Annotated in this window: 23 protein-coding genes and 1 tRNA gene; 18 read left to right on the top strand and 6 right to left on the bottom strand. The window is 40.4% G+C overall.

Features of this window, described 5'->3' with window-relative positions:
• Window positions 1-116 precede the first annotated feature (116 nt).
• From tgt to CWB77_RS08610, 5 genes are all read left to right on the top strand, one after another.
• Window positions 117-1,244, top strand: a complete 1,128-nt coding sequence (tgt, locus tag CWB77_RS08630; protein ID WP_138622350.1) for a tRNA guanosine(34) transglycosylase Tgt — start codon at window positions 117-119, stop codon at window positions 1,242-1,244.
• Window positions 1,245-1,270: 26 nt separating this feature from the next.
• Window positions 1,271-1,606, top strand: a complete 336-nt coding sequence (yajC, locus tag CWB77_RS08625; RefSeq protein ID WP_010391747.1) for a preprotein translocase subunit YajC — start codon at window positions 1,271-1,273, stop codon at window positions 1,604-1,606.
• A 19-nt stretch (window positions 1,607-1,625) separates the two neighbouring features.
• Window positions 1,626-3,485 (top strand): protein translocase subunit SecD, encoded by a 1,860-nt coding sequence (gene secD, locus CWB77_RS08620; RefSeq protein WP_010391748.1) that lies wholly within the window; start codon window positions 1,626-1,628, stop codon window positions 3,483-3,485.
• A gap of 9 nt (window positions 3,486-3,494) precedes the next feature.
• Window positions 3,495-4,442, top strand: coding sequence for a protein translocase subunit SecF (gene secF, locus CWB77_RS08615; protein ID WP_008466355.1), 948 nt, complete (start codon window positions 3,495-3,497; stop codon window positions 4,440-4,442).
• A 132-nt stretch (window positions 4,443-4,574) separates the two neighbouring features.
• Entirely contained in the window at window positions 4,575-6,362 is a 1,788-nt protein-coding gene (locus tag CWB77_RS08610) for a GGDEF domain-containing protein (RefSeq protein ID WP_138622348.1), read from the top strand.
• A 50-nt stretch (window positions 6,363-6,412) separates the two neighbouring features.
• Here the strand turns inward: CWB77_RS08610 and suhB are convergent, their stop codons facing one another.
• Window positions 6,413-7,216 carry an inositol-1-monophosphatase gene (gene suhB / locus CWB77_RS08605; protein ID WP_054202669.1) on the bottom strand — a complete coding sequence of 268 codons (804 nt, stop codon included), beginning with the start codon at window positions 7,214-7,216 and terminating at the stop codon, window positions 6,413-6,415.
• A 236-nt stretch (window positions 7,217-7,452) separates the two neighbouring features.
• Between suhB and CWB77_RS08600 the strand changes: the two genes are divergently transcribed.
• The gene (locus CWB77_RS08600; protein WP_138622346.1) at window positions 7,453-7,869 is read left to right on the top strand and encodes a VOC family protein; all 417 of its coding nucleotides are present in this window, start codon (window positions 7,453-7,455) and stop codon (window positions 7,867-7,869) included.
• Between the two features lie 46 nt (window positions 7,870-7,915).
• Here CWB77_RS08600 and CWB77_RS08595 read toward each other — a convergent pair whose 3' ends face one another.
• Complete coding sequence (locus tag CWB77_RS08595; protein ID WP_008466362.1) at window positions 7,916-8,581, bottom strand: DUF1707 SHOCT-like domain-containing protein; 666 nt, start codon at window positions 8,579-8,581, stop codon at window positions 7,916-7,918.
• Window positions 8,582-8,895: 314 nt separating this feature from the next.
• On the opposite strand from CWB77_RS08595, the gene CWB77_RS08590 reads away from it, so the two are divergent.
• From CWB77_RS08590 to CWB77_RS08575, 4 genes are all read left to right on the top strand, one after another.
• Complete coding sequence (locus CWB77_RS08590) at window positions 8,896-9,465, top strand: BON domain-containing protein (RefSeq protein ID WP_138622344.1); 570 nt, start codon at window positions 8,896-8,898, stop codon at window positions 9,463-9,465.
• Between the two features lie 65 nt (window positions 9,466-9,530).
• On the top strand, window positions 9,531-9,689 hold the full coding sequence (locus tag CWB77_RS08585) for a YqaE/Pmp3 family membrane protein (RefSeq protein ID WP_008466367.1): 159 nt from the start codon (window positions 9,531-9,533) through the stop codon (window positions 9,687-9,689).
• A 277-nt stretch (window positions 9,690-9,966) separates the two neighbouring features.
• Window positions 9,967-10,043 (top strand) — tRNA-Ile (locus CWB77_RS08580).
• A gap of 260 nt (window positions 10,044-10,303) precedes the next feature.
• Complete coding sequence (locus CWB77_RS08575) at window positions 10,304-12,181, top strand: methyl-accepting chemotaxis protein (RefSeq protein ID WP_010391757.1); 1,878 nt, start codon at window positions 10,304-10,306, stop codon at window positions 12,179-12,181.
• Window positions 12,182-12,265: 84 nt separating this feature from the next.
• Here the strand turns inward: CWB77_RS08575 and CWB77_RS08570 are convergent, their stop codons facing one another.
• Window positions 12,266-12,595: a 5-carboxymethyl-2-hydroxymuconate Delta-isomerase gene (locus CWB77_RS08570; RefSeq protein ID WP_008114843.1), complete on the bottom strand. Its 330-nt coding sequence runs from the start codon at window positions 12,593-12,595 to the stop codon at window positions 12,266-12,268.
• A 115-nt stretch (window positions 12,596-12,710) separates the two neighbouring features.
• Complete coding sequence (locus tag CWB77_RS08565; protein WP_138622342.1) at window positions 12,711-14,828, bottom strand: winged helix-turn-helix domain-containing protein; 2,118 nt, start codon at window positions 14,826-14,828, stop codon at window positions 12,711-12,713.
• A gap of 322 nt (window positions 14,829-15,150) precedes the next feature.
• Here CWB77_RS08565 and CWB77_RS08560 point away from each other — a divergent pair, with 322 nt between their 5' ends.
• The 7 genes from CWB77_RS08560 (at window position 15,151) to CWB77_RS08530 (ending at window position 23,302) form a co-directional block, all read left to right on the top strand.
• A complete protein-coding gene (locus CWB77_RS08560) occupies window positions 15,151-18,171 on the top strand; it encodes a TonB-dependent receptor domain-containing protein (RefSeq protein ID WP_138622340.1) in 3,021 nt (1,006 codons plus the stop codon).
• 136 nt (window positions 18,172-18,307) lie between these two features.
• Window positions 18,308-18,778 (top strand): CreA family protein, encoded by a 471-nt coding sequence (locus CWB77_RS08555; protein ID WP_041708852.1) that lies wholly within the window; start codon window positions 18,308-18,310, stop codon window positions 18,776-18,778.
• Window positions 18,779-18,781: 3 nt separating this feature from the next.
• Window positions 18,782-19,564, top strand: coding sequence for a hypothetical protein (locus CWB77_RS08550; RefSeq protein WP_055012408.1), 783 nt, complete (start codon window positions 18,782-18,784; stop codon window positions 19,562-19,564).
• A gap of 2 nt (window positions 19,565-19,566) precedes the next feature.
• A complete protein-coding gene (locus CWB77_RS08545) occupies window positions 19,567-20,193 on the top strand; it encodes a LysE family translocator (protein WP_109874074.1) in 627 nt (208 codons plus the stop codon).
• Window positions 20,194-20,211: 18 nt separating this feature from the next.
• Complete coding sequence (locus CWB77_RS08540; RefSeq protein ID WP_010391767.1) at window positions 20,212-20,706, top strand: gamma-glutamylcyclotransferase family protein; 495 nt, start codon at window positions 20,212-20,214, stop codon at window positions 20,704-20,706.
• 27 nt (window positions 20,707-20,733) lie between these two features.
• Window positions 20,734-22,275 carry a serine hydrolase gene (locus CWB77_RS08535; RefSeq protein ID WP_138622338.1) on the top strand — a complete coding sequence of 514 codons (1,542 nt, stop codon included), beginning with the start codon at window positions 20,734-20,736 and terminating at the stop codon, window positions 22,273-22,275.
• A gap of 103 nt (window positions 22,276-22,378) precedes the next feature.
• Window positions 22,379-23,302, top strand: a complete 924-nt coding sequence (locus CWB77_RS08530; RefSeq protein WP_138622336.1) for a histone deacetylase family protein — start codon at window positions 22,379-22,381, stop codon at window positions 23,300-23,302.
• On the opposite strand, the gene CWB77_RS08525 is transcribed toward CWB77_RS08530, so the two are convergent.
• Window positions 23,282-23,581, bottom strand: a complete 300-nt coding sequence (locus CWB77_RS08525) for a DUF4144 family protein (protein WP_075169887.1) — start codon at window positions 23,579-23,581, stop codon at window positions 23,282-23,284. The two genes, CWB77_RS08530 and CWB77_RS08525, sit on opposite strands and share 21 nt — an antisense overlap.
• Window positions 23,582-23,657: 76 nt before the next feature.
• Here CWB77_RS08525 and CWB77_RS08520 point away from each other — a divergent pair, with 76 nt between their 5' ends.
• Window positions 23,658-26,186 (top strand): EAL domain-containing protein, encoded by a 2,529-nt coding sequence (locus CWB77_RS08520; RefSeq protein ID WP_171043262.1) that lies wholly within the window; start codon window positions 23,658-23,660, stop codon window positions 26,184-26,186.
• On the opposite strand, the gene CWB77_RS08515 is transcribed toward CWB77_RS08520, so the two are convergent.
• Window positions 26,159-26,974, bottom strand: a complete 816-nt coding sequence (locus tag CWB77_RS08515; RefSeq protein WP_010391775.1) for a DUF2797 domain-containing protein — start codon at window positions 26,972-26,974, stop codon at window positions 26,159-26,161. The genes CWB77_RS08520 and CWB77_RS08515 overlap by 28 nt on opposite strands.
• Window positions 26,975-26,982 lie beyond the last annotated feature (8 nt).

The following is a 26,982-nucleotide window of genomic DNA, read 5'->3' as shown; positions in this document are numbered from 1 at the left end:
TTTACTCCTAAGCACAGTGAATTTATCACTGCTAATAGTAATAGGGTGGTAAAAAGGGTAGAATCGAGCGGTTAAATTATAGCTTGTTGGACTGTTTTTCCGACACAGAGGATATTATGAAATTTGAATTAGACTGCACCGATGGCAAAGCACGCCGCGGTCGCTTGATTTTTGACCGAGGTGTAATAGAAACACCAGCGTTTATGCCTGTAGGCACTTATGGCACAGTTAAAGGCATGACACCTGATGAAGTTAAAGCAACGGGTGCACAAATCTGTTTAGGCAATACATTTCACTTAATGTTGCGTCCAGGTACTGAAATCATCAAACAGCATGGTGATTTACACGATTTTATGAACTGGGACTTCCCAATTCTTACTGACTCAGGCGGTTTCCAAGTATTTAGCCTTGGCGCAATGCGTAAAATCACTGAAGAAGGCGTAATGTTCCAATCGCCAGTTAATGGTGATCAAATTATGATGTCGCCAGAGAAATCAATGGAAGTGCAGCGTGATCTTGGCTCAGATATCGTGATGATATTTGACGAATGTACGCCATATCCTGCCACTGAAAAAGAAGCCAAAGACTCTATGGAGCTTTCTCTTCGTTGGGCTAAGCGCTCAAAAGAAGGGCATGGCGACAACCCATCAGCATTGTTTGGTATTATTCAAGGCGGTATGTATCCTGAGCTTCGTGCACAATCACAAGCGGGCCTTGAAGAAATTGGTTTTGATGGCTATGCACTTGGTGGTTTATCGGTTGGTGAACCTAAAAATGAAATGATTAATATTCTTGACCATTGTGCTTATAAAATGCCAGAAAACAAACCACGTTATTTAATGGGTGTAGGCAAGCCAGAAGACTTAGTTGAGTCGGTTCGTCGTGGTATTGATATGTTTGACTGTGTAATGCCAACGCGTAATGCACGTAATGGTCACTTATTTATTACAACGGGTACCATTAAAATCCGTAACGCAGTGCATAAAACAGATACTGGTCCACTTGATCCCGAGTGTGATTGCCATACCTGTAAAAATTATTCGCGCGCCTACTTGCATCATTTAGACAAATGTAACGAAATTTTGGGTGCACGACTAAACACTATCCATAACTTACGATACTATCAACGTGTTATGGAAGGTTTGCGTAATGCTATTAGCGAAGGTCAACTAGAGACATTTGTCCACGATTTTTACGCTCGCCGAGGCCAAGCAGTGCCAGAGCTAGCTGATACAACAAATTAAAATTTAAAAATTAAAGAGGAAGTATTATGAGTTTATTTATTTCAAACGCGCATGCAAGCGCTGGTGCACCTGCAGCAGGCGGCGGTATGGAAATGCTAATTATGTTAGCGATTTTTGGTTTGGTTTTTTACTTTTTAATTTACCGCCCGCAAGCAAAGCGTGTAAAAGAGCATAAAAGCTTAATGAGCGCGATGGCAAAAGGCGATGAAGTGCTAACCCAAGGTGGTTTAGTGGGTAAAATCGTAAAAATTGCTGAAGATAAAGACTTCATCGTGATCTCATTAAATGAGCAAGCAGAAGTAACAGTACAAAAATCAGCAGTATCTGCTGTATTGCCTAAAGGCACAATGAAGTCGCTATAAAAATAATAAGGACGACCCCGTGTTAAACAAGTTTCCAATTTGGAAGTATTTACTTGTTTTAGCTGTGTTAGCCATTGGCCTTTTATATGCTTCACCAAACCTGTATGGCCGCGATCCGGCCATACAGGTTTCTGGCGCTAAAGGCACCGATGTTGACCTCAGTGTTGTAGACAAAGTAAACGCAATCCTCAAAAAAGACAACGTAAGCGCTAAATCGACAAAGCTCGAAGATGGGCAAATTCTTGTTCGTTTTAAAAATGTTGAAGACCAACTAAAAGCACAAGACTTACTGCGTAACTCGCTAAGTAACGATTATATCTCAGCTATTAATATGGCTCCTGCACAACCGGCGTGGTTAAAGTCGCTGGGCGGTAATCCTATGAAGTTAGGCCTAGATTTGAGTGGTGGTGTACATTTCACCATGGAAATCGATATGGTCACTGCGGTGGATAATCAGTTAGAGCAAATGGAGCAAGATTTCCGTAGCGACCTGCGTGAAGAAAAACTACGTTATCGTAGTGTGCGCCGTGTAGCTGGTTCTGAGCGCATGCGTGTAGAAATGCGTAACGAAGAAGATAAAGACGCTGCAGAGCGCTTTTTAGAAAGCCGTTACCCATTAAACGTTTACATTGATGATAGCAGTAACGATAACGCATTCTTTGCCACTATGAGTGAGCTAAAGCTAAAAGAAATTCGTGACTATGCTATCAAGCAAAACGAAACTATTATTCGTAACCGAATCAACCAAATTGGGGTTGCAGAGCCAAACGTACAGCGCCAAGGTGCTGAACGTATTATTGTGCAATTGCCAGGGATTCAAGATACCGCTCGCGCTAAAGAAATTTTAGGTGCTACGGCAACACTTGAGTTTCGTGAAGTTGACGAAAATGCTGACATAAGCGCCGCTGCTCAAGGTCGTATCCCACCGGGTACTGAAATGATCATGAGCCGTGATGGTTATCCTGTGGTGCTAAAAAAACGCATTATTCTTGAAGGCAGCCATATTACTGGCGCGCAGTCAGGTGCAGATGAGTACCAGCGTCCACAAGTAAGCATTAAACTCGATAGTAAAGGTGGGGCAAAAATGAATGCCTTTACCAAGCGTGCTATCGGTAAACGTATGGCTACCGTGTTTATTGAATACAAGCCATCAGGTAAAAAAGACAGTGACGGTAAAGCACTTCCGCCAATTAAAGTGGAAGAAGTTATTAACGTAGCAACCATTCAAGCGCGTCTTGACCGTTCATTCCGCATTACCGGTATTGATAACCCAGCTGAAGCACATAACTTAAGTTTACTACTTCGCGCGGGTGCACTGGTTGCGCCTATTCAAATTGTAGAAGAACGTACGGTTGGGCCAAGCCTAGGTCAAGAAAACATTGAAGCAGGTATGACCGCTGTAGCTCTTGGCTTTGCGTTTGTATTGGCCTTTATGCTTATTTACTACAAAGGTTTTGGCCTTGTTGCGAATATTGCACTGGCTGCCAACTTAGTACTTATCATTGGTGTTATGTCATTAATTCCTGGTGCAACGCTTACCCTACCGGGTATAGCTGGTATTGTACTGACTGTTGGTATGGCAGTTGATGCGAACGTACTTATATTTGAACGTATTCGTGAAGAGCTAGCCGATGGCCGCAGCCCTCAACAAGCGGTTCATTTTGGTTACGATAGCGCCTTTAGTACTATTTTTGATGCCAATATCACCACATTAATTGCGGCGATTATCTTGTTTGCTGTTGGTACCGGTCCTGTTGCAGGTTTTGCGGTAACCCTAGCAATTGGTATTTTAACCTCTATGTTTACAGCAATTATAGGTACCCGTGCGGTGATCAACCTATTTATTGGTGGCAAACGTGTTGATAAACTTTCAATTTAAGGAGCAGACATGCAAATTTTAAGATTGGGCGGAAAAACCCTTCGTTTCATGTCTCTTCGAAAAGTGGCAATGGGCTTTTCTACGTTATTAATTATAGCGTCGCTGGCGTCACTTTTTGTTAAAGGCTTAAATTTCGGTTTAGATTTTACCGGCGGTACAGCAGTTGAGGTGGGTTTTTCGCAACCTGCCGATCTGAAAAAAGTACGTAATGTACTGGCTGAAAACGACTTTGCTGATGCATCGGTACAGCTTTTTGGCTCAAGCCAAGAAATACTGGTCCGTTTAGCCCCTCGCGGTGATGATGTAAAAGCAGAAGTAATTGGTAACCAAGTGATTGCTGCACTTAAACAAGCCGATGATAGCGTAGTAATGCGCCGCATTGAGTTTGTAGGCCCAAGCGTAGGTGAAGACTTAAAAGAGCAGGGTGGCCTTGCCATGTTAACTGCACTTATTTGTATCTTAATTTATGTGGCGTTTCGCTTTGAATGGCGTTTTGCTGTGGGCGCAGTTGGCGCGCTTTTACACGATGTAATCATTACGATTGGTTTATTCTCGGTGCTAGGTTTAGAGTTTGACTTAACTATTTTGGCAGCAATACTTGCCGTGATAGGTTACTCACTAAACGATACCATTGTTGTATCAGACCGTATTCGTGAAAACTTCCGCAAAGTGCGTATTGACGACACGATTGAAATTATTGATATCTCGCTTACGCAAACACTTAACCGTACCTTAGTAACCTCAATCACTACTATTTTAGTACTGATTGCGTTATTTGTATGGGGCGGCCAAACCATTCATGGCTTTGCTACTGCACTACTATTTGGTGTATTTATTGGTACTTACTCTTCAGTTTACGTTGCCAGCTCGGTGGCTATTGCCATGGGCGTAAGTAAAGAAGATTTAATACCAGAAGTGATTGAAAAAGAAGGCGCTGATTTAGATCCAATGCCTTAATTGAGATTAAACTATTCTTAAAACAAAACCGCTCCTAGTGAGCGGTTTTTTATTGCCTCCTAGATAAGTCACATAATAGTCATACTCAGTTGGTATTTTATTGCTCTTATTAAATTTTTATTTGAGCTAGTAGTGACTGAGCAACGACAAGTCTTAGAGTCAATTTTACAACAAGGAGCAATAACAACCTTGTTCCAACCTATCTTCGATATAGCTAAGCAATCTATTATTGGGTATGAAGCGCTTAGCCGCGGCCCTAAAAATGGTCCGTTAGCCATGCCAAATAAGCTATTCGAAGCGGCTCATAAATACCAATTGATTTCAGAGCTTGAGCTTTTATGCCGTTCTCGCGCCATTGAAAATTTTGTAAAACTCAGTCTGCAAGGGAAGTTATTTTTAAATGTCAGCCCAAAAATTCTACTCGATCCGAGCCACCCTAAAGGCGAAACCTTACATTTAATTGAACAGTTTGGTCTTGCTGCCAATCGAGTGGTGATTGAAGTAACTGAACAAGAAAAAGTAGATGATGGCTTTTTACTGTTAAAAACCATCGCTCATTATCGAGAGTTAGGCTTTACGATTGCTATTGACGATCTCGGTGCAGGTTATTCAGGACTAAAGCAATGGTCGCAGTTATGCCCAGATATTGTAAAAATTGATCGTTACTTTATTGATCATTGCGATCAAAGCGAAGTTAAAAAAGAATTTCTAAAATCAATTATGGTGTTAGCACGGGCAACAAATACAGCGGTGATTGCAGAGGGAATCGAACGTTCCGAAGAGCTAGATTTAGTTAAAAGTATAGGCATGAGTCATGTTCAGGGGTTCTTGTTAGAAAGACCGAGTCAACAGCCAAGTTATGACTACAACTGTAAACAGTTACAATCGCTCACTTCGACCCAAGCCGCCTCAAAGTTTGAACAATCAATGGCAATAGGTGTGCTTGCTGTTGCTCAGCCTGCTATTAGCAGTCATACGCGTTGTAAAGAAGCTCATGCACTTTTTGAGCAAGACAAAAGCATAATCAGCTTACCGGTATTAAATAGCAGTCAGCAGCCAATAGGGCTGTTACACAAAGATCAGCTAACAGAAGTGTTTGCCGCGCCTTATGGGCATGCACTTTATGATAAATGTGAAGTCACTGAGTTAATGGATAAACAACCTTTGGTGGTTGATGAAAATCAAATGCTTGATATTGTCTCCCAGCAAATAACAGAGCAAGACTTTGATATTCGTCGCCATATTGTTATCACCTGCAACAATAAATATTTAGGCTTGGCACCGCTCAGAGACATACTAAAGCACATTACAGCAGAAAAAATCCGCCACGCTCAACATGCTAACCCTTTGACCATGTTACCGGGTAATGTGGCAATTAGTGAGGTAATAGAGCAGCGTCTGCAACATAAACAGCCATTTTCACTAGCCTATATCGATTTAAATCACTTTAAACAATTTAACGATTTGTATGGCTATGCCAGTGGTGACAGCGTAATAAAACTTCTGGCCGATGTTACTGTAAAAGCGTGTGCGCACAGCGCTAACTTTGTCGGGCATATTGGCGGCGATGACTTTATGGTGGTGTTTGAAAAAAAAGATGCGGTGGAGATTTGTAATACCATTATCACGCAATTTGAACTACAGTCACGCGTGTTTTTTACGCCAGAGCATATTGCTGGAAAAGGGTATTGGGCAACTAATCGAGAGGGCGAAAAGCAGTTTGTACCTTTACTTACATTATCGATAGGTTTAGTTGAGCCTGATCTGCAGCAGTGCAAAAATAGTCATCAAGTAGCGGCATTAGCGACAGATGCTAAAAAAGAAGCAAAACGTTATCGTCAAAGCTACTTATTTATATGTAATCGAAGAAGGCCTGCTCCCGCTATTGTACGTTTATCCAATAGTAAAAAAAGTGGCTAACCAAAAGCAAAAAAGGAGCCTAGGCTCCTTTTTTTAGTACGTAATTACGATTAACGTAATAACGACTCAGATAATACTGGGCGCATTTCGCGAACAATCGCCTGTGTTAGCTTAGGTGCACCACAGATTACGTTACCGCTCACGTTGTAGTTATTACCGCCAGCAAAATCAACAATCATGCCGCCAGCTTCTTTAACTAATAGCTCGCCTGCTGCTGTATCCCAAGGTTTTAAACCAATTTCAAAGAAACCATCAACACGACCCGCTGCAACATACGCCATATCTAGCGAAGCAGAGCCTGCACGACGAATATCAGCCGTGTGAACAAATAACGCTTTAAACGCTTCAGAGTATGCATCTAAGTGATGTTTTTGTTTGAAAGGAAAGCCTGTAGCAAGAACAGAACCAGCAAGTTCAACCGTTTTAGATACACGTAAACGTTTGCTGTTTAACTGTGCGCCTTGACCGCGAGAAGCAGTGAAAAGCTCGCCACGAATTGGATCGTAAATTACGGCTTGGTCTAAACGACCTTTAACTTTAAGTGCAATAGATACTGCGAAATGAGGGATACCCTTGATGAAGTTAGTTGTGCCATCAAGTGGGTCAACAATCCATTGGTAATCAGCATCCTTACCTTTGTGTTCGCCTAACTCTTCACCAACGATGCAGTGATCAGGGTAAGAACGTAAAATAGTGTCACGAATTACGGCTTCGGCTTCTTTATCAATGTTAGTAACTAAATCGTTGGTGCCTTTTTGTTGCACTTCAACTTTTGATAAATCTTCACTTGCACGAAGAATAAGTTTGCCTGCGTTACGCGCAGCGCGAACCGCAATGTTTAACATTGGATGCATGGTATTACCTTTGGGTTGTAAAAGAACGTTTATATATTTAAGCCGGCGTATTTTAGCGGTTTTTGCCATAAAGTAAACCATAAAGCCTAAATACTTGTGAGTGTTTTTTGTACAGCTATGATCTTTCGATATATTTATCGAAATAAAAACAAGCAATAAATTTGTAAATTAGCGCTTTACCTAAAGTGAGCTTGAGGTTTTATGATGTTCTATATTCAATTAACAGGAAGAAAATTATGAAATTAGAACACGTAAATTTAGTTGTAAGTGATATAGACGCCATGCTTAAGTTTTACCAAGCAGCGTTTCCCTATTGGTCAATTAGAAGTGAGGGAGAAGGAACTTGGTATGGTAAAGCAAGGCGCTGGGTACATTTTGGTGATAACGATCAATATATTGCTATAAGCGATCACGGTGAAGGGAAAAATCGTGACTTATCAGGGCATCAAATTGGCTTGGCACACTTTGCCTATGTAACCAATAACTTAAATGAAGTAATAGCGCGCTTAAAGCATGCGGGCTTTGCAATAAGTAAGCAAGGCGCTGTAAATCCATTTAGAAAGAACATTTATTATATTGATCCCGCAGGGTTTGAGATTGAGTTTGTAGAGTATATGAGTGATGTACCTAGTGAGCGAAATAACGACTTATAATATGAATGAAGCCAACTATTTTGGCTTCATCAAATGTTTAGCATATTTAATAATGTTTACCATTCATACCAAGTTGAGTTTTTAGATCATTTGCAAAGCTAATAAATTTTTCTTTAATAGTGCGCTTAACTTTAACTTCTACAGAGCCTAAAACAGTTTTTCCTTCAATTTGAATCGTTGGCCCTTGGCGTTTATTGAGTGAAACTGTTTTATTTTCAAAACTGCCTAAAATACAAAACATTTTAGAAACTACATTAACGTGCTCAGGTACATATATTTCTTCGCTGCCAAAGTAACAATTAACGTGAATAGTGACATGTTGGTGGGTAAAAATAGCATCCGTAAAATCAAGATTGATTGACCCCATGTAGTTTTCTATATAAATGTTTTGAGGCACCACCCATTGGCCGCTTCGTTCACTTGAACCAAGAATGCTTCTTAATGTAAGTGGCTCTTCATCAGTCTCATGCTGCGCACTATAATTAGGTGCAAACTGCGAGTGCTTTTGTGCCTTATATTGCTGGTCAGTATTTAAGGTTAAATCTTCAACAAGGGCCATAAGCGCGCTATTGTCACTCGCTGCCATTGCATCGTCTAAGCGCCTCTCAAATGCTTCTACAGAAATGACACCATGGCTGTAATTATAAATGAGTTGATCAATTACTTGCTCACGAACTTGCTCGATAGGGCGGTCTTCAATTTTAACAGACATTTAAATTATCCTTTTAAGGTTGCTGGCTAGTTCAAAGCAAGCCTTATACCAAATATTAATTCATTTAAAATCATTACTTTATGTTTTTTTGTTTTTTCATCCTTTATTATATTAACGACAGATTAACCAAATATACAATTATTTAGTAAGTTTCGCTATTCGAGAAAGTTTTACGCAATGGTCTGTAAATGTTTACTTCGTAGGTTTAAGTCAGTATCGGTAGTTTTGATTTAAGTCATTGAAATTTAAATGTAAAAATAGTTGGCCCGATGTTCGCATTAGTTTAAGTGTCTTTAATCAAAAGGAGAACGATTATGAAAACATTTAATAAGTCTATGATTGCAGCCCTAGTATTAGGAACAACCGCAATGGGCGCTCAAGCTAGCAGCTGGGAAAACGAAAGCAAAGATGCTTGGATTGATGGAAAGGCAGAAACAGTACTGCTGATGAACACCAATCTAAACAACTTTGATATCAACACGGACGTAAAAAACGGCAAGGTAATGCTAACAGGTAAAGTAAACAGCGATGTAGATAAAGAACTTGCTGAAGAACTCGTGCTAAGCCTAGATGGTGTAACTGACGTTGAAAACAGTCTAACTGTGGTAAAAAACACCGAAATGAAGAAGCATGATTCTAAAATGATGGGTAACGATACCGAAAGTGATTTAACCGATGCCAAAATCACAACAGTGATCACAACACGCTACTTATTTGATTCTGAAGTAGGTGGTACAGACATTGATGTTGATACCGATAATGGTGTAGTAACTCTTAAAGGTTCAGTTGAGTCTGATGCTGAAAAGCAATTAGCGATGGAAATTGCTAAGAACGCTGAAGATGTTCGCAAAGTAGTTGATGAATTAACTGTTATTGCAGAATAATACACTATACTAAAAGCCCAGCCTTGCTGGGCTTTTTGCTTTGCTAACGTTAGAAGGGTTAAATTATGGATATCATCAGGATTATTTTTTCTATTTTATTACCACCACTGGGTGTATTTTTACAGGTGGGGCTAGGGATGCACTTTTGGTTAAATATTCTGCTAACCTTGCTCGGCTATTTCCCAGGATTAATTCATGCGATTTATATTATCGCCAAAAAATAACGCCGTATCGCAGTAATACATTTAATACTGAGTTGCTAATTGCCATCGTAAGGTATGTGTATTAGTTACTCAGACTACTATTATTTAACGAGTTCGTTTCTTCGAAGTCATCACCAATAAATCTAAAAGCCTACTATTTGAGCAGTTAGCCCCTTGATTGTTAAAATAAAGCTTTTTGCTAGTGACAAGCCCCTAAAAACTTTTTATACTGCAACCCGCTTTAGTCGCTCTGTGGCTAAACGCTTCAAAAATTAACTGCTTACAGTTATACAAAGATGGCCCCTTAGCTCAGTTGGTTAGAGCACACGACTCATAATCGTTAGGTCCCCAGTTCGAGTCTGGGAGGGGCCACCACTTTTACAAGCTTTCCAAGTAAATAAAAACTCATTTTCCTAGTTTATAAAATTCGCTTTTGTTATTTCTATCGTATTTTTCACCAGTACACTGATTTTTTTATTAATTCTATTGAATACATTGCAATAAACACAGTTGAATCTACTATTAAAGTGTTATGGGGTTTTATTATAAAAATCTTTACTTTATGCCCTTTAATGTCGCTACTGTTAATTGTGTGCGGTATATAAAATACTGCTTAGTTACTCCTTAGGTGCTCTATGTTATTAAAACGAAAAGTATACCTCAGCCTTATTCTGGCTGTTGTTGCTCCTTTAGCAATATCTACTCTAATCTTTTCCAATAGTATTCGCTCAAATACAGAAGAAAAACTAGCAAAAGTAGATTTACCGACTGCGCTTAGTGAAGTTAAAAGCCAAATAGAGCTGGAACTTTCTACACCTATTGTTGTAGGCAAAGAAATAGCGCAAAACTTATTTGTGCAGCAATGGATGAATAATAATGAAGATGCGCAAAGCCGAGGTAAATTTATTGATTACCTCAAACATATAAAAAATAAAAACCAAGCCAGTAACGCATATATTATTTCTAAAAACTCCCGTAACTATTACACCGATGAAGGTATTTCCAGGCAAATAGATAGTAGTGATACTTGGTTTGATGCTTTTTTAGCATCGGATAGACCATTTGAAGTAGCGCTCGACATAGATAAAGGCAGCTCTGAGGTGATGGTATTTATTAATTATGCCATTGAGCTTGATGGGCAACGACAAGGAATTGCCGGAATTGGCCGTTCGCTCGATTCTATGGTGGATCTCATAAGTGAATATAGGATAGGTGAGGGCGGCATTGTTTATTTGGTCTCTGGTAGTGGCGAGATTATGCTGCATGGTAATAAAACTAAAATAGGGCAATCTGTTGACTTGACGCCGATTAAAAATGGGGCAATTCAAAGTAAAGTAATTGATGGTGATGACTATGTTGTATCAAGTACGCCTGTAAACTCATTAGGTTGGCATCTAGTTGCTGAAATTCCCCAAGAGCAATTATATGGCCCAATTAATAGTGCTATTAATACTAATATCATTTTTGGTGTAATTATTGCTCTTGTCGGTTTAGCGTCAGCACGCGTGTTGGTAGGGCAAATATTTAGGCCAATCGAAAACATTACTTCAGCAGTGAATGCGTTAACAGAAAAAGATGGCGATTTAACAGCGCGACTTCCTACTGACGATAATAATGAAATTTCAGACTTGGCGATTAAGTTTAATCTGTTTTTAGAGCAGTTACATTATATGTTTAAACAGGTTTCTGAGTCGGCAATTCATGTTAAAGGTATTTCCCAAGATGTACTTGAGCAAGTACAAGGAGCAGCTAATTTAGCTGAGGTACAGTCATCGAGTACACAAACGGTGGCGGCAGCGGTTAATGAGATGGAAGTTACGGTTCAGGATATTTCTGGCAGTGCCAGCAATGCGGCAGATATTGCGACTAAAACCGAAGAAACGACGCATAAAGGCGTTGGTTTTGTGCAAAGCACAATTAAACAAATGGAACAGTTAGAAGCATCGATGGCCAATTCTGTGGCTTCGGTGTTAGAGCTCTCGACAGAGATTAAATCAATTTCTCATGTATTGGATGTCATTAAAGGGATTTCTGAGCAAACTAACTTATTGGCGTTAAATGCGGCAATTGAAGCGGCGAGAGCTGGAGAGCAAGGGCGTGGCTTTGCAGTAGTTGCTGATGAAGTGAGAACGCTTGCACAGCGTACTGCGGAGTCTACAGAGCAAATTAATGAGATGATTGCTTCGTTAAATGCTAAAGCTTCAAGCACGGTAACTGCGATTGAATTGGGCAGCAAAAACACTTTAGAAAATGCCGAACGATTAAAAGAAACAGGCCATACATTAAATGGTATTTCACAGGAAATTGTACTGTTAAGCGAGTTAAATAACTCAGTGGCTACAGCAACGCGAGAGCAAACGTTAGCAACCTCAGAAATTAGCCAAAATATTGTAATGATCTCCGACTCGGCAGAGCAAACCAAAGAAAATATGAAAAAGTCAGAGCAGCTTTGTAATGGTTTAAATAAAGAGTCGAATATTTTAAGGGATTTACTAGGTAAGTTTACGCTTTAACCGCGGTTTTATAAAAATTAGCAGAGCGGGGATACCATCATAGTTATAGAGCACTTGCCTATAACTATGATGTTTTAATAGCCGTTAATTTTTACGATAAATCTCGTGATTCATTTCGTAAATATTAACGCTTAAGCTATCAGAGGCTCTGCAGTATGTTTGTAGGCACGCTAGTAACTGCTCACTTAGCTTTTGCTTTTGCTCAATAGAGCGCCCAGCCATAATATGTACAGCAATATGAATAAACCCTTCTTTACCCACACCTAATTGGTAATGTTGATACGCAATAGCACGAGTTTTTATTGTTTCTAAATCAAATAAGCCACTTTCAAATGTTGTTGTGTGGATTTTTTCCACGAGAACCTGAGGTAATAAAGGCAGATCTTCTGAGTGTTCAATAATAATGTGTGGCATTTAGCGTATCCTCTTTAGATTGGTTTGTTTAATTATACCAAACGGGTTTGTACACGCTAACCCTATGGAACTTAATTTTTAAAAATTTGGCTTAGCATAGTTCAGGCTGTTGCTTTTAGGGCAAATATTGATGGTTGATACGTTTTATGTCAATTTGTGGTGACTTATACGAAGAGTATACCAGCCAGTTGGTATTTGAAATATAGGTTAAGCCAGAGGTACGACTAAATGCGCGTTCGGGAAGGCGTATAACGTCATGATGGCTTTTGGTTGAAAAGTCGTAATAACTCAAACGGTAATCACCTTGTTTTACATTAAAATAGTAAATACGCGATGTCGCTAAGGTGTCGCCTTCAAAAAAGTACCACGAATTATGATTAGATAAATTAATTTCGCTAACCAGTGGTTGCTCAGTTTGGCTATCAGGATCTTTGATCCATAATTGATTAGTTGCTTGGTTGGCAAAAACTAAAGCGCCTTGCTTGTTTTCATAAGCATATAATGTTGGAGAATCTATGGCTTGTTCGAGTTTATTACCATTTAAATCGAAGCGATACACGTGCTGATCATCAGAGACTAATACGCTTTTACTGTCTGCAGCCCAGCTCGGTTTGCCATGATCGCTAAAGCCCGTAGGTAATAATTCACTGGTTTGTTTATTAAAGTCATACAGGTATAACGCATGACCACTAGGGTGCGAGGCAACAAAAGCAATATAATCACCATCAGGCGACCATACTGGGTGGTAAATATTGGCATTGAGATTAGTGAGCTGCTTTCGAGACGTACCGTCTTTATTTGCGGTCCACAATTCCATTGAGCCCGACTCATTAGAGACAAACGCGAGTTTGTTTCTGGCTTTATTGTAATTAGGAAAGCGGGTACTAAAATGGCTCGATAACACTGGGAAAGGAGAGCTTGCAACCGCATTATTAACCTCTAAACGCATTAAAGCCGAGTCTATATTCCACTGATGAAAATACAAACTGCCATTACTGGCAAATTCTGGGTAGCTTAAGCCATCTATGCGGGCATTGATCATTTGTTGTGTTTTAAGGTTGTAAAAGTACCCTTGGCGTTTACCTTTTTTTACACCAGAAAAAACGAGTTGCGCCTTAGAGGGGTGCCAATCAACGCCTCTCATATCAATAAACCCAGTAGTTAACTGCTTTGCATTGCCTGTTTTTATATCGATTAAAAATAATTCTTCAAACCCCGTTGGTAAGTTACGAGATACTACAAGTTGAGTTGCATCTGGGGAGAACACAACCGACTCATCGTTATATTGGCATGCTGAAATACAAGGTATTTGAGTAATTGTGTATGGCGATGAGGTTAAATCAACAAGGTTAAGTTGAGTCAGATTATTTTCATCATCTTCACTAATATAAACCAGTTTAGTGCCTAGGGCATTTATGTCTATATCGGTACTCGCTTTGCTGCCGCACTTCCCTAAAATAGTGGTATTTCCCGAGGCAATATTTTGCTGAATAACCTCACAGCCTTGACCAGATATACGGCGATAATAATAAATAAAGGTTAAGTCAGAGCTAAATACCGCTCGCCCTTCAATGAATGGGGTGTCGGTAAGTGCTATTGCAGCTTGTTTGGGTAAATGTAAATCACGTAAGTATAAATTTGCTTTATGACCAGGGCGGCGCCAAGAATATGCTAAAAAGTGACTGTCGCTGGATATAGCAGGGAATAGCTCTCGTCCAGGGCTGGTAGTAATGGTTTCAACATGATCGTATAAGCGCTCTGCTTGTTGCGATAGCGCAAGTGGCTTATTTTCATCGCTAAAAGCGTTGTAACCCCAGACTCCAGCGAATAACAAGACCACGATAGCCATGACTACAGCGAAAATATATTTAGGGCGAGTAGAGGATGTATTAATACTGTTCTGCGCGTTTGGCATTATTGGTTTTTGCACTAAGCGATAACCTGTTTTACGCAGTGTTTCTATGTAGGTGTTGTCGGGGTCAAGCTCTTTAAAGCTTTTACGAAGGTGCCATATGGCATTAGTGAGCGCTTTCTCACCCACATATTGATTACCATCCCATACGTTTTCGATTAGTTGTTCGCGACTCACCGCATTTGGATAACACGCTACTAAGTAGGTCAGCAGCTCTATAAATTTAGGTTGTAAAATACAGGCTTTATCAGCACAAAACAGCTTATTTTCAAACGCCGATATTTGGCAATTTCCAATTGAAAAAGGCTGTTGAGTATTCATAGTATGTGTATTTAAACCTCTTCCTAGTATGAGTTATTAGCGATGTTTGTACGTGTTGTTTAATGCAAAGTAACACGATAATTAGTTAATATTCAATTTTACAACATTCTAACACAATAAATATAAGTCCATGATTATAAATAAATAGATATTAAATAGATGTAAAATAGGGATATAAACGAGACACCTCTCATTGTGCTTTTATTCACGATTACTTACAACCTGTTATTAGTAAAACAAACCAATTAGTACAAAACAGATTTAATAACTAAAAAGTTAATAAAAAAGCTACTAATGGGATAATAAAAAATGAGGGAAGTCTGTGAGTAAAATATCAACCAAAAAATGCGCTTTAGCTTTGGCTATAACAGCGAGTCTATCTGGGCATGTAATAGCAAATGACGAGGCAATTGTTCGTCAATCAACTGCTAAGGCAAGCGAAGAAGTGGTACAAAAAGTACCAGAGAAAATAACAGTAACAGGCTCGCGTTTAAAGCGTGATAGTTTTTCGGTCACAACTCCGCTGGTTACCATGGACAGAGCATCAATTCAGGATACAGGCTTAGGCAATCTTTCAGATGTATTAATCGATAATATGCCTGCACTGAGCCAAAGTATTGGCAACACAACCAGCCAATCAAGCATTTCGGGTACTGGTTTATCAACAGTCCAGCTTCGTGACTTAGGCGCTAATAGAACGTTGACATTGATTGATGGCCGCCGTGTTGTCTCTAATAGTTACGGCGGTAATTATGTCAGTTTAAATACCATTCCTAGTGGTATGGTAGAACGCGTTGAAATTATTAGTGGTGGTGCGTCGGCCACTTATGGTGCCGATGCGGTAGCCGGTGTTGTTAATATTATTACCCAGTCAAAAAAAGAAGGTTTTGAATTTCAAGCCCGTGGCGGTGAAACAACAGATGGTGGCGGTCGCGAATTTACGCTTGATTTAAACTACGGAACGTCATTTGCTGATGATCGCGGTTATGTATTTGTCAGCTCAAACTGGGACCGTGATTTTGGTATGACCTTTTACGATCGCGACCGAGCGCAAATAGAAGCGGCGCATAGTTACGATGATGAGCTGATGTGTAATCAAATGTACACCGCCGATGGCTATCAGTGTATGAGTGGTATTACACAAGCTGATTGGGCAAGCAAAAGCGATGGTACCTTAGGTGGTGTATTTTTAGAGAATAATAATAACGACACTCAGTTTTGGTACGACGGTCAAACGCTACGTGATGATTGGAAAGGCAATGAAGAAATTTATGGTATTAATTCACAGCAATACGTCATGCTTGATGTGCCGAGTGATAACTTTTCGACTGCAATAAAAGTCGATTATGATGTAACAGACGACATCATGAGTTATTTCCAAATTCAATACAGTAAGAGTGGCTCGTTCAACGATAAGTCACCAGAAGATGAATACGAAGGGGCTTACGTACCTCGCTACGACCCAGTGACAGGGGATCCTATCGATGATATTGCGCCAGGTTATATTCCTATTGATAACCCATATGTGCCACAAGAAATTATTGACAGTAACCCATACAAAGACCGTATTTATTGGGATCGTCGTTTTGGTGAAGTAGGTAATATCAGCACCGATAACGACCGTACGACTATTCGTACCTGGGCTGGCCTGCAAGGTATGATGTTTGATGATACATGGGATTGGGATATTTCTGCCGGATATGGTCAATTTAAACAGCATCAAATCCGCAGTAACGAGCTAAACACGGTACGTGTCAACCAAGCTCTGCAAGCTGAAAAATTAGCCGATGGCACTATTCAATGTAAAGACGCCGAAGCGCGAGCGCAAGGATGTGTCCCGCTTAATTTATTTGGTGAAGGGTCTATTACCCCTGACATGGCAGACTGGATCCGTACAAATCCAATTATTGATACTGAGATTCAACAGTACACGGTAATGGGTTATATCACCGGTGACTTATATGAATTGCCAGCAGGTAATGTGTCTGCAGTATTTGGAGCAGAGTATCGTAAAGACTCGCAAAGCTTAGATACCAGTGATGATATGAAAGCGGGCGGTATTACGTTTAACGTTGTGCCTTCTTTTTATGGTGAAGTAGAAGTGTATGAGGCGTTTGCAGAGCTTGCAGTGCCACTGCTAAAAGATGCGCCATTTGCTAAAAGTTTGTCGGCAGAAACGTCGCTACGATTAGCAAATTACAGTATTGATAATATCAGTACCGTAGCCAGTTATAAGTTAGGATTATTGTGGCAGCCAATTGATGGATACATGCTACGTGCTAACTATGCGCGTGCACAGCGTGCCCCAACTATTACTGAGCTATTATCGCCCCCTCGCGGCGATTTTGATTCATTTGATGATATTTGTGATGGCTTAACTGCAACATCAACAAACCCAGGGCACGATAACTGCCGTTTAGAGCCAACCTTGGCACAAAAGCTGGCTGATGATCCTAATTTTGAATTTGAAAGTGAAGACAATAACTATTCACCAAATACGGGTAATCCAAACTTAAAAGAAGAAACAGCCGATACCTATACCTTTGGTATTACTGTTTCACCTGAGTTTTTAGATGGCTTTAACTTAGCGGTGGATTACTACGACATTGCCATTGTTGATGCAATTGATGAAATAAGTAACGAAAACATCATGCGTGAATGTTATGACTCAGAGGCTGCGTGGGGTAGTGATAACGAATATTGTAACGATATTACCCGTAACGACGAAGGTAACATTGTAAAAATACTACAGCGTGAATATAACTTAGATGAGTTAACAGCGCGCGGTTACGATGTAGTTGCAACTTACAAATATGACATAGGTAGCTATGGTAACCTGTCATTTAAGCTTGATTACAATCATATTATTGAAAACTCGCAAACCTATGAAGGGTTAGATGGTTCTAGTGTGACTTCTCAGTATGCAGGTTATGGCCGTTCAAAAGATAAAGCCGCTATGTCGATTGTATGGAAAATGGATGACTTACGTATCCGCTGGCGTACAAATTACGTAGGTGCTTTTAAAGCAAGCCAAGAAGATGAGAAAGATTACCTTGAATATGTTGCTGCAAATGATGAACGCTGTGCTACGGGCGATGCCGGTTGTATTGCTAACCCTGAGCCACTGGCATATCAAAACTATGGCTCATTTTTAAAGCATAGTTTATCAGCGTCTTACACTATGGCACTGACAGATAAGAGTGACTTACGTGTATTTGGTGGGATTAATAATGTATTTGACGACAAAGGGGCATTTTATCCAAGTGGCCGAGGTAACTTTTATAGTGGCTACGGCGGCGGTGCCGGTCGTTATGTTTATCTAGGTGCACAATATAGCTTTTAATTATTTTTAGCTGTATTTGTTTGCAAAGGCACTCCTTCGGGCGTGCCTTTTTTATTACTTATAAAATTTGTTTTATCGCAGTGAAAGCGTTTAGTATAAGGCATAACTTAATTTTAATATGAACGAAGGACTTGCTATGAAGTATCTCAAAATGGGTAGTCTAATTGCGTGTTTAGCAGGGCTTACAGGGTGTTCTGATGATGTTGCTTCAGTGAGTTTAGGGCTGTTTACCACTAAAGACGTGGTGGTTAACTCTCAGCAAGATCCGCTTGTTACAGGGGTTACTTGTCATATTAGTCATATTGAGGCTAATTTAGACTTTTCAGACCCATCAGATATGTCGATTGCTTGTCGCCAAACAGGGCCAATTACCGCAGACCAATTACAGTCTATTGACCGTAGTAAGTCGGGTGAAGTCGTGTTTAAATCATCTAAGAGTATTTTGTTTAAGTCGTTAAAAGTTCGTCGCATTTATGATGCTAAAACCCATACGTTATTGTATTTATCGTACTCAACGAAAGAATCTACGGGCAGTCATCATCACGCGCTTTCTACGGTGCCTTTATACAATACACAAGCATGGCAATGGGCGAAGGGGCAAGAATAGTTTATGTTAACCCTATTTAAATCAAAACCCTTATTGGCAGAACAAGAACAACAGTGGCTAGTTGATACCTTTATTTGGGCTGCAGAAAACTTTGACCTGAATTTTTTTACTAAGCACAGCCAAATTATTTTGCCAACGGTCGAGTTTTTTCCTGATTCTGTTTCAAGCATTGAAGAAATGGCCAGTAAAGTGTTTGCGCGTGTTAAACACTATGCTGGTATGGATGAGTGGCCTATAACACTTGTTGCACCGCAACAATTACAACCTCAGGTGTTTCCACATTTTGAATTTAGTGAGCATCTACGTGGTGAGCACTGCCATTTAATGGTGCCACCAAGCCATACAATTAATGTGTCGTTTAACCCAAACCAAATTAATCAGCCACAAGATTTAGTAGCTAGCTTTGCAGGTACTCTTGCTACCATTTTAATTCATCATGTAGGCGTATTACCTCCAGGTGGTAAAGAGTTCTTACCTCAAGCAACGGATGCTTTAGCGTGCTTTTTAGGTTTTGGGGTGATGATGAGCAATACCGTGTACCAGTTTAAGGGGGGTTGTGGCTCATGTTACAACCCATATGCCAATCGCGAAGCCACGCTCAGTGAAACCCATACTGTATTTATGCATGCTTTAGTAAGCTACTTTAAGCAAGATAAACACTCTAAAAAACATTTAAAGCCGCATTTACGAGGCCAGTTTAAAAAAGCGCAAAAAGAAATAAAAGCGTTGGTTAACCAGTCGGCTAATCCATTGTTGTTGGCTTTTTCGCCAGAGCAAGCCAGTTAACCATGGTTTATATTGATGAGTTTTTATTAATTGCCATTGCTCACTTTTTTGCAGTGGCCAGCCCCGGACCAGATTTTGCTGTGGTACTTAAGCAAAGCGTACAGTACGGCAGGCATAATGCGCTATGGACCAGTGCAGGTGTAGGCGCTGCTATTTTATTACACATAGCTTATTGTGTGTTGGGAGTCGCGCTGGTTTTAACTCAATCGCCTTCGTTGTTTATGGCACTTAAATATATAGCCGGTGCTTATTTAGCGTATTTAGGTGTGCAGGCGCTACGCGCTGCTAAACCTTCAAATACCTCATCAGAACAGACTGCAAAACCCAGCCTTGCACCTGAGTCACCATGGCGTGCGTTTCGCCGTGGTTTTTTTACCAATGCATTAAACCCTAAGGCTACGCTATTTTTTATGTCTTTGTTTACCTTGGTGATTAGCCCAACGACACCGGTAATAGTGCAAGTGGGGTATGGTGTTTATATGGCGCTGGCAACTTGGGCTTGGTTTTCTATTTTGTCGCTATTGTTATCAAAAGCAGGTGTGCGAAACTTTTTTCAACAAAGTGGCTATTGGTTCGATCGTGGCATTGGCATTATTTTAATCGCACTGGCTGTGCGAGTTGTTATTTGATAGACCCTAAGGAATAGTATGGCGTTATATAATTTTTCGTTTGGCTCCAATATGTCATCTAATCGTTTATTGGCACGTTTACCTAACGCAAAACGTGTGGGTACGGCGCTTTTAAAAGGCTATAAGTTAACCTTTAATATGGCCTTTGCTGATGGTTCAGGTAAATGCACTATTGTGCCCACCAACGAACCCGATGCAGTTGTATATGGGGTGGTGTATCAGCTTAATGAGGCCGAAAAAGAGATCTTAGATAAAATTGAAGGCCCTAATTACGACTGTGTTGATTTAACCGTGAGCCTTTTAGATGACGATGACATTAATGTGCATTGCTACATAGCAAACACACATGACGATACACTGCTACCTTATGATTGGTACGTGCAGCATGTATATCGTGGTGCGCTTGAGGCCGGTGTGCCAGAGCATTATAGTCAACGTATTTTAGCTTATCCTAGTAAGCAAGATACGAATAAAGCGCGCGCCGACATAGAATTTGCGGTTCATCAAGATTAAACAAAAATAATAACCTAAGGTAACACTATGAAACTAACAAAATTAGCCACAGCCGCATTATTGGTTGGCTGGGCGTTCACGAGCTCTGCAGCGGTTGATACCGATAAAATTTCAGAGGTGATCAACGCTTCAATGACACGTTTTGATGTACCCGGAATGGCCGTTGCTATTGTTGAAAATGACAAAGTAGTATTTGCTAAAGGCTTTGGTGTTGCCAACCTCAATACAAATAGCAAGGTGAATAAAGACACTTTATTTGGCATTGCTTCAAATACCAAGGCATTTACCAGTGCAGCACTGGCTAAGCTGGTGGATGAAGGCAAATTAAGCTGGGATGATCGCGTAATTGATCATCTCCCTGAATTTAGATTGCATGACCCATACGTTACCCGTGAAATGCGAATTCGCGATTTGCTAAGCCATCGCAGTGGTTTAGGGCTTGGTCAAGGTGATTTAATGATTTGGCCAAGTACTGATAAATCGGTAGCCGATATTTTATCGGGGCTGCAATATTTAAAACCTGCGAGCAGTTTTCGTAGCCAATATGCTTACAACAATCTAATGTTTGTTACCGCTGGTGAAGTTGTTGCCCGTATATCGGGGATGAGCTGGAACGACTACATTGAAAAAAATATTTTACAGCCGCTCAATATGAGCAACTCACGGGCTGGCTTTTCGCGTATCGCTAAAAATAACAAAAACTGGGCAATTGGACACATCCCAATGGACGGTAAATTGCATCCCTTTTTTGTTAATTACCTTGAAGACTTCAGAGGCGCAGGAGCCATTGCATCAAGCGTAAATGATATGAGCCAATGGCTACGTACTCAACTCGCTGGTGGCAAAATGCCTAATGGCGAGCAGCTATTTAGTGAAAAGCAGCAAGCACAAATGTGGCACCCACATATTACCTCACTAGCATCTAAAAGTGCTTATGAAGCGTACCATCAACAATTTAGAGGTTATGGGTTGGGCTGGAGTATAGAAGATTACCACGGCGTTAAGAAGCTGGCACATGGTGGTGGTATTTTAGGTATGGTCTCGCAGGTTACTCTTTTGCCAGAGAAAAATGTGGGAATTGTGATATTAAGCAACCAACAAGCGTTTTCTGCATTATCGGCGGTGACTCATGAAGTACTTGAAGATGTACTAGAGCTTGAAGATAAAGACTGGGTTGAAGATTTAGCTAAAAAGCACTTTGCAGGTAAAGAAAAAGCCTATGCTAACGCGGCTCCATCAGTGCCTGCAGATATCCAGCCGGCATTGCCAACCATTAATTACACCGGTACTTTGCATGATGATTGGTATGGCGATGTAATAATTGAAGAGTTAGATGGTAAATTACGCATTGATTTTACCCATACAAAGCGCCTCAAAGGTGAGTTGGAGCATTACACAGGTAATACCTTTATTGTTAAATGGGATGAAAAGCTATTAGAGGCAGATGCCTTTATTCGTTTTTCTATGAGTGCAGATAACCGTGTAGAATCGGCGAAAATGAACGCAGTTTCAACGCAGGTGACCGATTTTAGCTTTGATTTTAGAAACCTTGACTTAAAAGCTAAATAACCAGAACCTTGGTTAAATAGTCGTTTAGTATCAACCAAAGTCGCAAAGCCACCCTCAGGTGGCTTTGTTATACTCGTTAAGCAACTTATTTTTGGAGTTAGCTATGCGCACTGCGATTATTTCTCACCCCCACTGCCGTAAACATAAAATGATTGACGATCATCCAGAGTGCCCTGAGCGTTTGGATGCGATAAACGACCGTCTACTTGCAAGTGGGCTGGATGTCGCTATCGAGCAGAAACAAGCACCTAAGGCCTCGCGTGAGCACTATTTATTGGCGCATAGTGAACAACACATCAAGCATGTAGAAAGTATGATCCCAACCGAAGGGCTTAGCGATTTGGACGGCGATACCTGGTTATGCCCCGATTCATTGAAAGCAATTGAGCGTGCAGTAGGTGCAGGGTTACTCGCTGTTGATGAGGTTTTAGAGGGTAAATTGGATGCTGCATTTTGCTCAGTGCGCCCGCCAGGGCATCACGCTAACCGAGATAGCTCTTCTGGTTTTTGTGTGTTTAACAACCTTGCGATTGCGGTTAAATATGCACAAAGCAAAGGGGTGAAACGCATTGCCATTATCGATTTTGACGTACACCATGGCAATGGCACGCAAGATATTTTTATGGATGATGAAAATGTGTTGCTGTGCTCGTTATTTCAATATCCATTTTATCCAAATACCGCTATTAAAAATAACGCCACGTTGGTAAATTCACCTTTGCCTATTGCTAGTGATGGTACTGATTTAAAAGCGCTTTATGAGCAGCAGTGGCTACCAAAATTAACTGAATTTAAGCCTGAGCTACTTTTTATAAGCGCAGGATTTGATGCGCACCTTGAAGATGATATGGCCAGTTTAAAGTTTGTCGAAAGTGATTATATATGGCTTACTGAGCAGTTAGCGCAATTTAGCCAACAACATAGTTGCTTAGGTATTATCTCTTACCTAGAGGGAGGATACTCACTGTCTGCCCTCGGGCGCAGCGCGATTGCACACGTTAAAGCCTTAGTTGATTTCGGCGAGTAACATAAATGCCTGATCAGGAGTAAGCTGCTCTATTTTACTGAGGCAACATTGTCCTTCTTTTGCTAAATATTCCTTTACCAATTGCGCTAATTGTATTGCACTGAGTGCATTATGCGCATCGCCATTTAAACCTTGATAGCCACTTACCTTATCTAAAATAACCACGTTTTTCTGCTCATTCACGTCCATAGTATAAATAAAATCATGTAACTCATCGGCATGCTCTAATAGCTCAATCTCATTATTATAAATAATAATTAATGGGTAACTGATGCTCATATATTGTCCTAAATCAAATTGTCATTTACTGAATAATTTATAATCGTGCATTGGTTTAATTTTGGAAGTAAAAGCAATGCCCCACACTAGCCGCTATCAAAAAGTATGCGATGTTTTTACCAATAAGGTGATCGCCTGTACTAAGGATACCCCTTTAATTGAAGCGGTGAAACTAATGCGTGTGCACAATGTTAGCGCTATTTTTGTTAAACATCAGCAGCAAATAGTGGGGGTGTGGACTGAAACTGATTGCTTAACGCTTAACTTTTCTGATCTGACACTTAGACAAATAATGATTGAAAAGGTAATGTCGAGCCCGGTGTTGAGTGTACCCAGCCAGCAATTATTAACCGATACCGCCATGGTGTTTAATAAGCATGGCGTAAGACACTTACTGGTAACCGATGCGAATGATAACCCAAGCGGGGTGATTAGTATTACTGATATTGTGAGTAATCAAGGGTTAGAGCATTACCTGCAATTTAGACCGATAAACGAGCAATATAATAAAAATATTAGGGTAGTCCCAAGTTCATTAGCCATCAATGATGCAGTTAACTTAATGCGTGAACACGCCGAGAAAGTTGTTTTAGTATTTAATGAAGATGAAAATATCCATGGCATTATTACCCAGCGAGATTTACTAAAACTCATCACCGAGCAGCATAATCATCTTATTTGTTGGGATTTGGCGAGCCGTCCTCTGTATAAAATAAGCCCACAAGACAGCCTTTTTGATGCTTACAGGTTGATGTCTGAAAGTAGCATTCGGCATTTAGTGGTGAGCGAAAATAATCAAATTAACGGCGTATTATCACTTGAAAACTTAATTAATGAAATTGAAACCGCTTATTGTTGTGAGCTTGAAAAGGTACTTCAGCAGCGTGATATTGCACTGCAGCACTCACAGCGTAATTTATTTTTAGCCAATAAAATTATCGACTCCTCCCTAGATGGCATCATGATCACCGACTCGAATGGAGTGATTATGCAAGTAAATCCTGCATTTACTCATTTAACCGGCTACAAAGAATATGAGGTGATAGGAAAGCGGCCTAATATGTTGAGTTCAGGACGTCATGATAAAAACTTTTATATAAAAATGTGGGATTCACTGACTAAAACAGGCGTATGGCAGGGGGAAATTCATAACCGTAAAAAATCTGGCGATATTTATATTGAGTGGCTTAGTATTATAGAAATAAAAGAGCCAAGTCATAGTGATGTTACTTATGCCGCTATTTTTAGTGACATAACAGAGCGAAAGAGTGCAGAAGAAAAAGTAGTGCAGCTAGCATATTTTGATGAACTAACCGGTTTACCTAATCGGCGCTTATTTAATGATAGGCTCTCTATGGCACTGGCCTCTGCTCACAGAGATAAACAAATGCTAGCGGTAATGTTTATTGACCTTGACCGTTTTAAAGAGGTAAATGACAGCTTGGGCCATAACGCCGGTGATACCTTATTAAAATTAGTCTCTGAGCGCATTATTAACACCCTCAATGAGGGAGATACACTGGCACGATTAGGGGGAGATGAGTTTATTGTTTTGTGTGAGGTTGAAAGCGTAGCAGCTGTTATCAGACTTGCAGAGGGTATTTTAAATCACTTAAATACTCCCTTTAAATTGGAAGGATTTGAAGTGGGTGTTACCGCCTCTATAGGTGCAGCGGTTTATCCAGATGATGGCTTAGACAGTGAAATATTATTAAAGCATGCTGATATTGCCATGTATCGCTCAAAAGATGTGGGGCGTAATTCGTTTCAGTTGTTTCAACCCTCAATGAATGCCCGCTCCCTTGAGCGCTTGGCAATGATGAGCCGCTTTCAACATGCACTTGAAAATGATGAGTTTGAGCTTTATTTTCAGCCTAAACAGTGTTTAAAAACAGGGGGGATTATGGGGGCTGAAGCACTACTGCGTTGGCAAGACCCTGATTTAGGCACTATTTCGCCAGCGCAGTTTATTCCGCTTGCTGAAGAGTTAGGTTTAGTTGTTCGTCTCGATTTATGGGTTATTAACCAAGCCGGTAAGGAGTTAACTCTTTGGCAAGCACAAGGAATGAATCCCGGACGTTTGGCGATTAATGTATCTGCTTGCCACCTAAGCCAAGGTAAGTTAGCTGATAACATTAAGGTCATGCTTAATCGCTATCAATTACCTGGGAGTTTACTTGAAATAGAGCTGACCGAAAGTAGCTTTATAGGTTCTTTTTCACAGGCAAAAGAACAGTTACAACAGCTTAAAACGTTAGGTGTACATATTGCGCTTGATGATTTTGGCACGGGGTATTCGGCATTAAGCTATTTAACCAAACTGCCCTTTAATACGTTAAAAATAGATGCCAGCTTTATTGCGAAAATTCCTGATGAATACGGCAATAGCCAAATTGTTGCGGCGATTATAGCCATGGCGACAAGTTTAGGATTGGATGTGGTTGCTGAGGGAGTTGAGCATGCCTCGCAAGAGACACACTTAGCAACGATAGGCTGTAATATTATTCAGGGTTACCATTATTGCTATCCATTAACACGACAGCAATGGATAGCATTTTATAACCAAGCAGCAAAAGGTTATTCTGAGTCTACGCTCACTTCATAAGAGGTGAATTTTCGAATATTAATCACACCGCTATCAAAAATTAAGTACTGACCTTTTATACCTTGTAAAATACCGCTAACAACAGGGTTTTTATCAAAGTTAAATGAGCTAATTTTAGTTGGGTATTCACTAACTGGAAAATCAAGGTTTACTACGTCTTCATCAAGTTGTTCAATGGCGGTTGCGCCAAACAGCTCACTCAGCTCTGTAAGCTTTTCGCTTATTTGTGGAATAAGTTCGGCGGCTGCTGCTTTTAAATCAAGCGTGTCGTTTTGTCCTTTAAGCATATTACGCCAATTGGTTTTATCAGCAATAAACTGTGCCAGCGCCACTTCAACTAAGCCCGATTGCAAACGAGTCTGCACTTTAAAAATAGGTAAGGCCTGGGTTGCCCCTTGGTCAATCCAACGGGTAGGAATTTGTGTATGGCGAGTAATACCTACTTTTAATCCTGAGGTATTTGCTAGGTAAACATAATGCGGGATCATGCAATTTTCTTCGCCCCACTCTGGCTCGCGACAGGTGCCTTGGTCGTAATGGCAGGTTTCCGGTTTCATGATACACATATCGCAACTGGCAAGTTTGCGCATACACACAAAGCAGTGCCCTTGAGAATAGCTTTTTTTGGTTTTTTTACCACAGTTAGAGCACAAAATTGTGCCACTAAAAGTAAGGGTCAGCTGTTTGCCAATTAAGGCATTTAAATCAACCAGTTCATCACCTATAGGTAGGTGGTATTGAACCGGCTCTGTTAAGCTCGACTTTAATTTACGCAGTGTACCTTGCATCTTTTCTT

The sequence above is a fragment of the Pseudoalteromonas sp. S1610 genome, from assembly GCF_005887465.1.
Classification (GTDB): Bacteria; Pseudomonadota; Gammaproteobacteria; order Enterobacterales; family Alteromonadaceae; genus Pseudoalteromonas; species Pseudoalteromonas undina.
Note: the sequence above shows the minus strand (reverse complement) of the source record. Positions and strands in the feature narration are given on the sequence as shown.

Excerpts from the sequence above, each read along its gene's own strand:
- CWB77_RS08585 (WP_008466367.1), top strand. The coding sequence starts at position 9,531 with ATGGATATCATCAGGATTATTTTTTCTATTTTATTACCACCACTGGGT.
- CWB77_RS08535 (WP_138622338.1), top strand. The coding sequence starts at position 20,734 with ATGAAACTAACAAAATTAGCCACAGCCGCATTATTGGTTGGCTGGGCG.
- secF (WP_008466355.1), top strand. The coding sequence starts at position 3,495 with ATGCAAATTTTAAGATTGGGCGGAAAAACCCTTCGTTTCATGTCTCTT.
- CWB77_RS08555 (WP_041708852.1), top strand. The coding sequence starts at position 18,308 with ATGAAGTATCTCAAAATGGGTAGTCTAATTGCGTGTTTAGCAGGGCTT.
- CWB77_RS08590 (WP_138622344.1), top strand. The coding sequence starts at position 8,896 with ATGAAAACATTTAATAAGTCTATGATTGCAGCCCTAGTATTAGGAACA.
- yajC (WP_010391747.1), top strand. The coding sequence starts at position 1,271 with ATGAGTTTATTTATTTCAAACGCGCATGCAAGCGCTGGTGCACCTGCA.
- CWB77_RS08520 (WP_171043262.1), top strand. The coding sequence starts at position 23,658 with ATGCCCCACACTAGCCGCTATCAAAAAGTATGCGATGTTTTTACCAAT.
- CWB77_RS08565 (WP_138622342.1), bottom strand. The coding sequence starts at position 14,828 with ATGAATACTCAACAGCCTTTTTCAATTGGAAATTGCCAAATATCGGCG.
- suhB (WP_054202669.1), bottom strand. The coding sequence starts at position 7,216 with ATGCATCCAATGTTAAACATTGCGGTTCGCGCTGCGCGTAACGCAGGC.
- CWB77_RS08570 (WP_008114843.1), bottom strand. The coding sequence starts at position 12,595 with ATGCCACACATTATTATTGAACACTCAGAAGATCTGCCTTTATTACCT.
- CWB77_RS08550 (WP_055012408.1), top strand. The coding sequence starts at position 18,782 with ATGTTAACCCTATTTAAATCAAAACCCTTATTGGCAGAACAAGAACAA.
- CWB77_RS08540 (WP_010391767.1), top strand. The coding sequence starts at position 20,212 with ATGGCGTTATATAATTTTTCGTTTGGCTCCAATATGTCATCTAATCGT.
- tgt (WP_138622350.1), top strand. The coding sequence starts at position 117 with ATGAAATTTGAATTAGACTGCACCGATGGCAAAGCACGCCGCGGTCGC.
- CWB77_RS08595 (WP_008466362.1), bottom strand. The coding sequence starts at position 8,581 with ATGTCTGTTAAAATTGAAGACCGCCCTATCGAGCAAGTTCGTGAGCAA.
- CWB77_RS08600 (WP_138622346.1), top strand. The coding sequence starts at position 7,453 with ATGAAATTAGAACACGTAAATTTAGTTGTAAGTGATATAGACGCCATG.
- CWB77_RS08530 (WP_138622336.1), top strand. The coding sequence starts at position 22,379 with ATGCGCACTGCGATTATTTCTCACCCCCACTGCCGTAAACATAAAATG.
- CWB77_RS08545 (WP_109874074.1), top strand. The coding sequence starts at position 19,567 with ATGGTTTATATTGATGAGTTTTTATTAATTGCCATTGCTCACTTTTTT.
- CWB77_RS08575 (WP_010391757.1), top strand. The coding sequence starts at position 10,304 with ATGTTATTAAAACGAAAAGTATACCTCAGCCTTATTCTGGCTGTTGTT.
- CWB77_RS08525 (WP_075169887.1), bottom strand. The coding sequence starts at position 23,581 with ATGAGCATCAGTTACCCATTAATTATTATTTATAATAATGAGATTGAG.
- CWB77_RS08515 (WP_010391775.1), bottom strand. The coding sequence starts at position 26,974 with ATGCAAGGTACACTGCGTAAATTAAAGTCGAGCTTAACAGAGCCGGTT.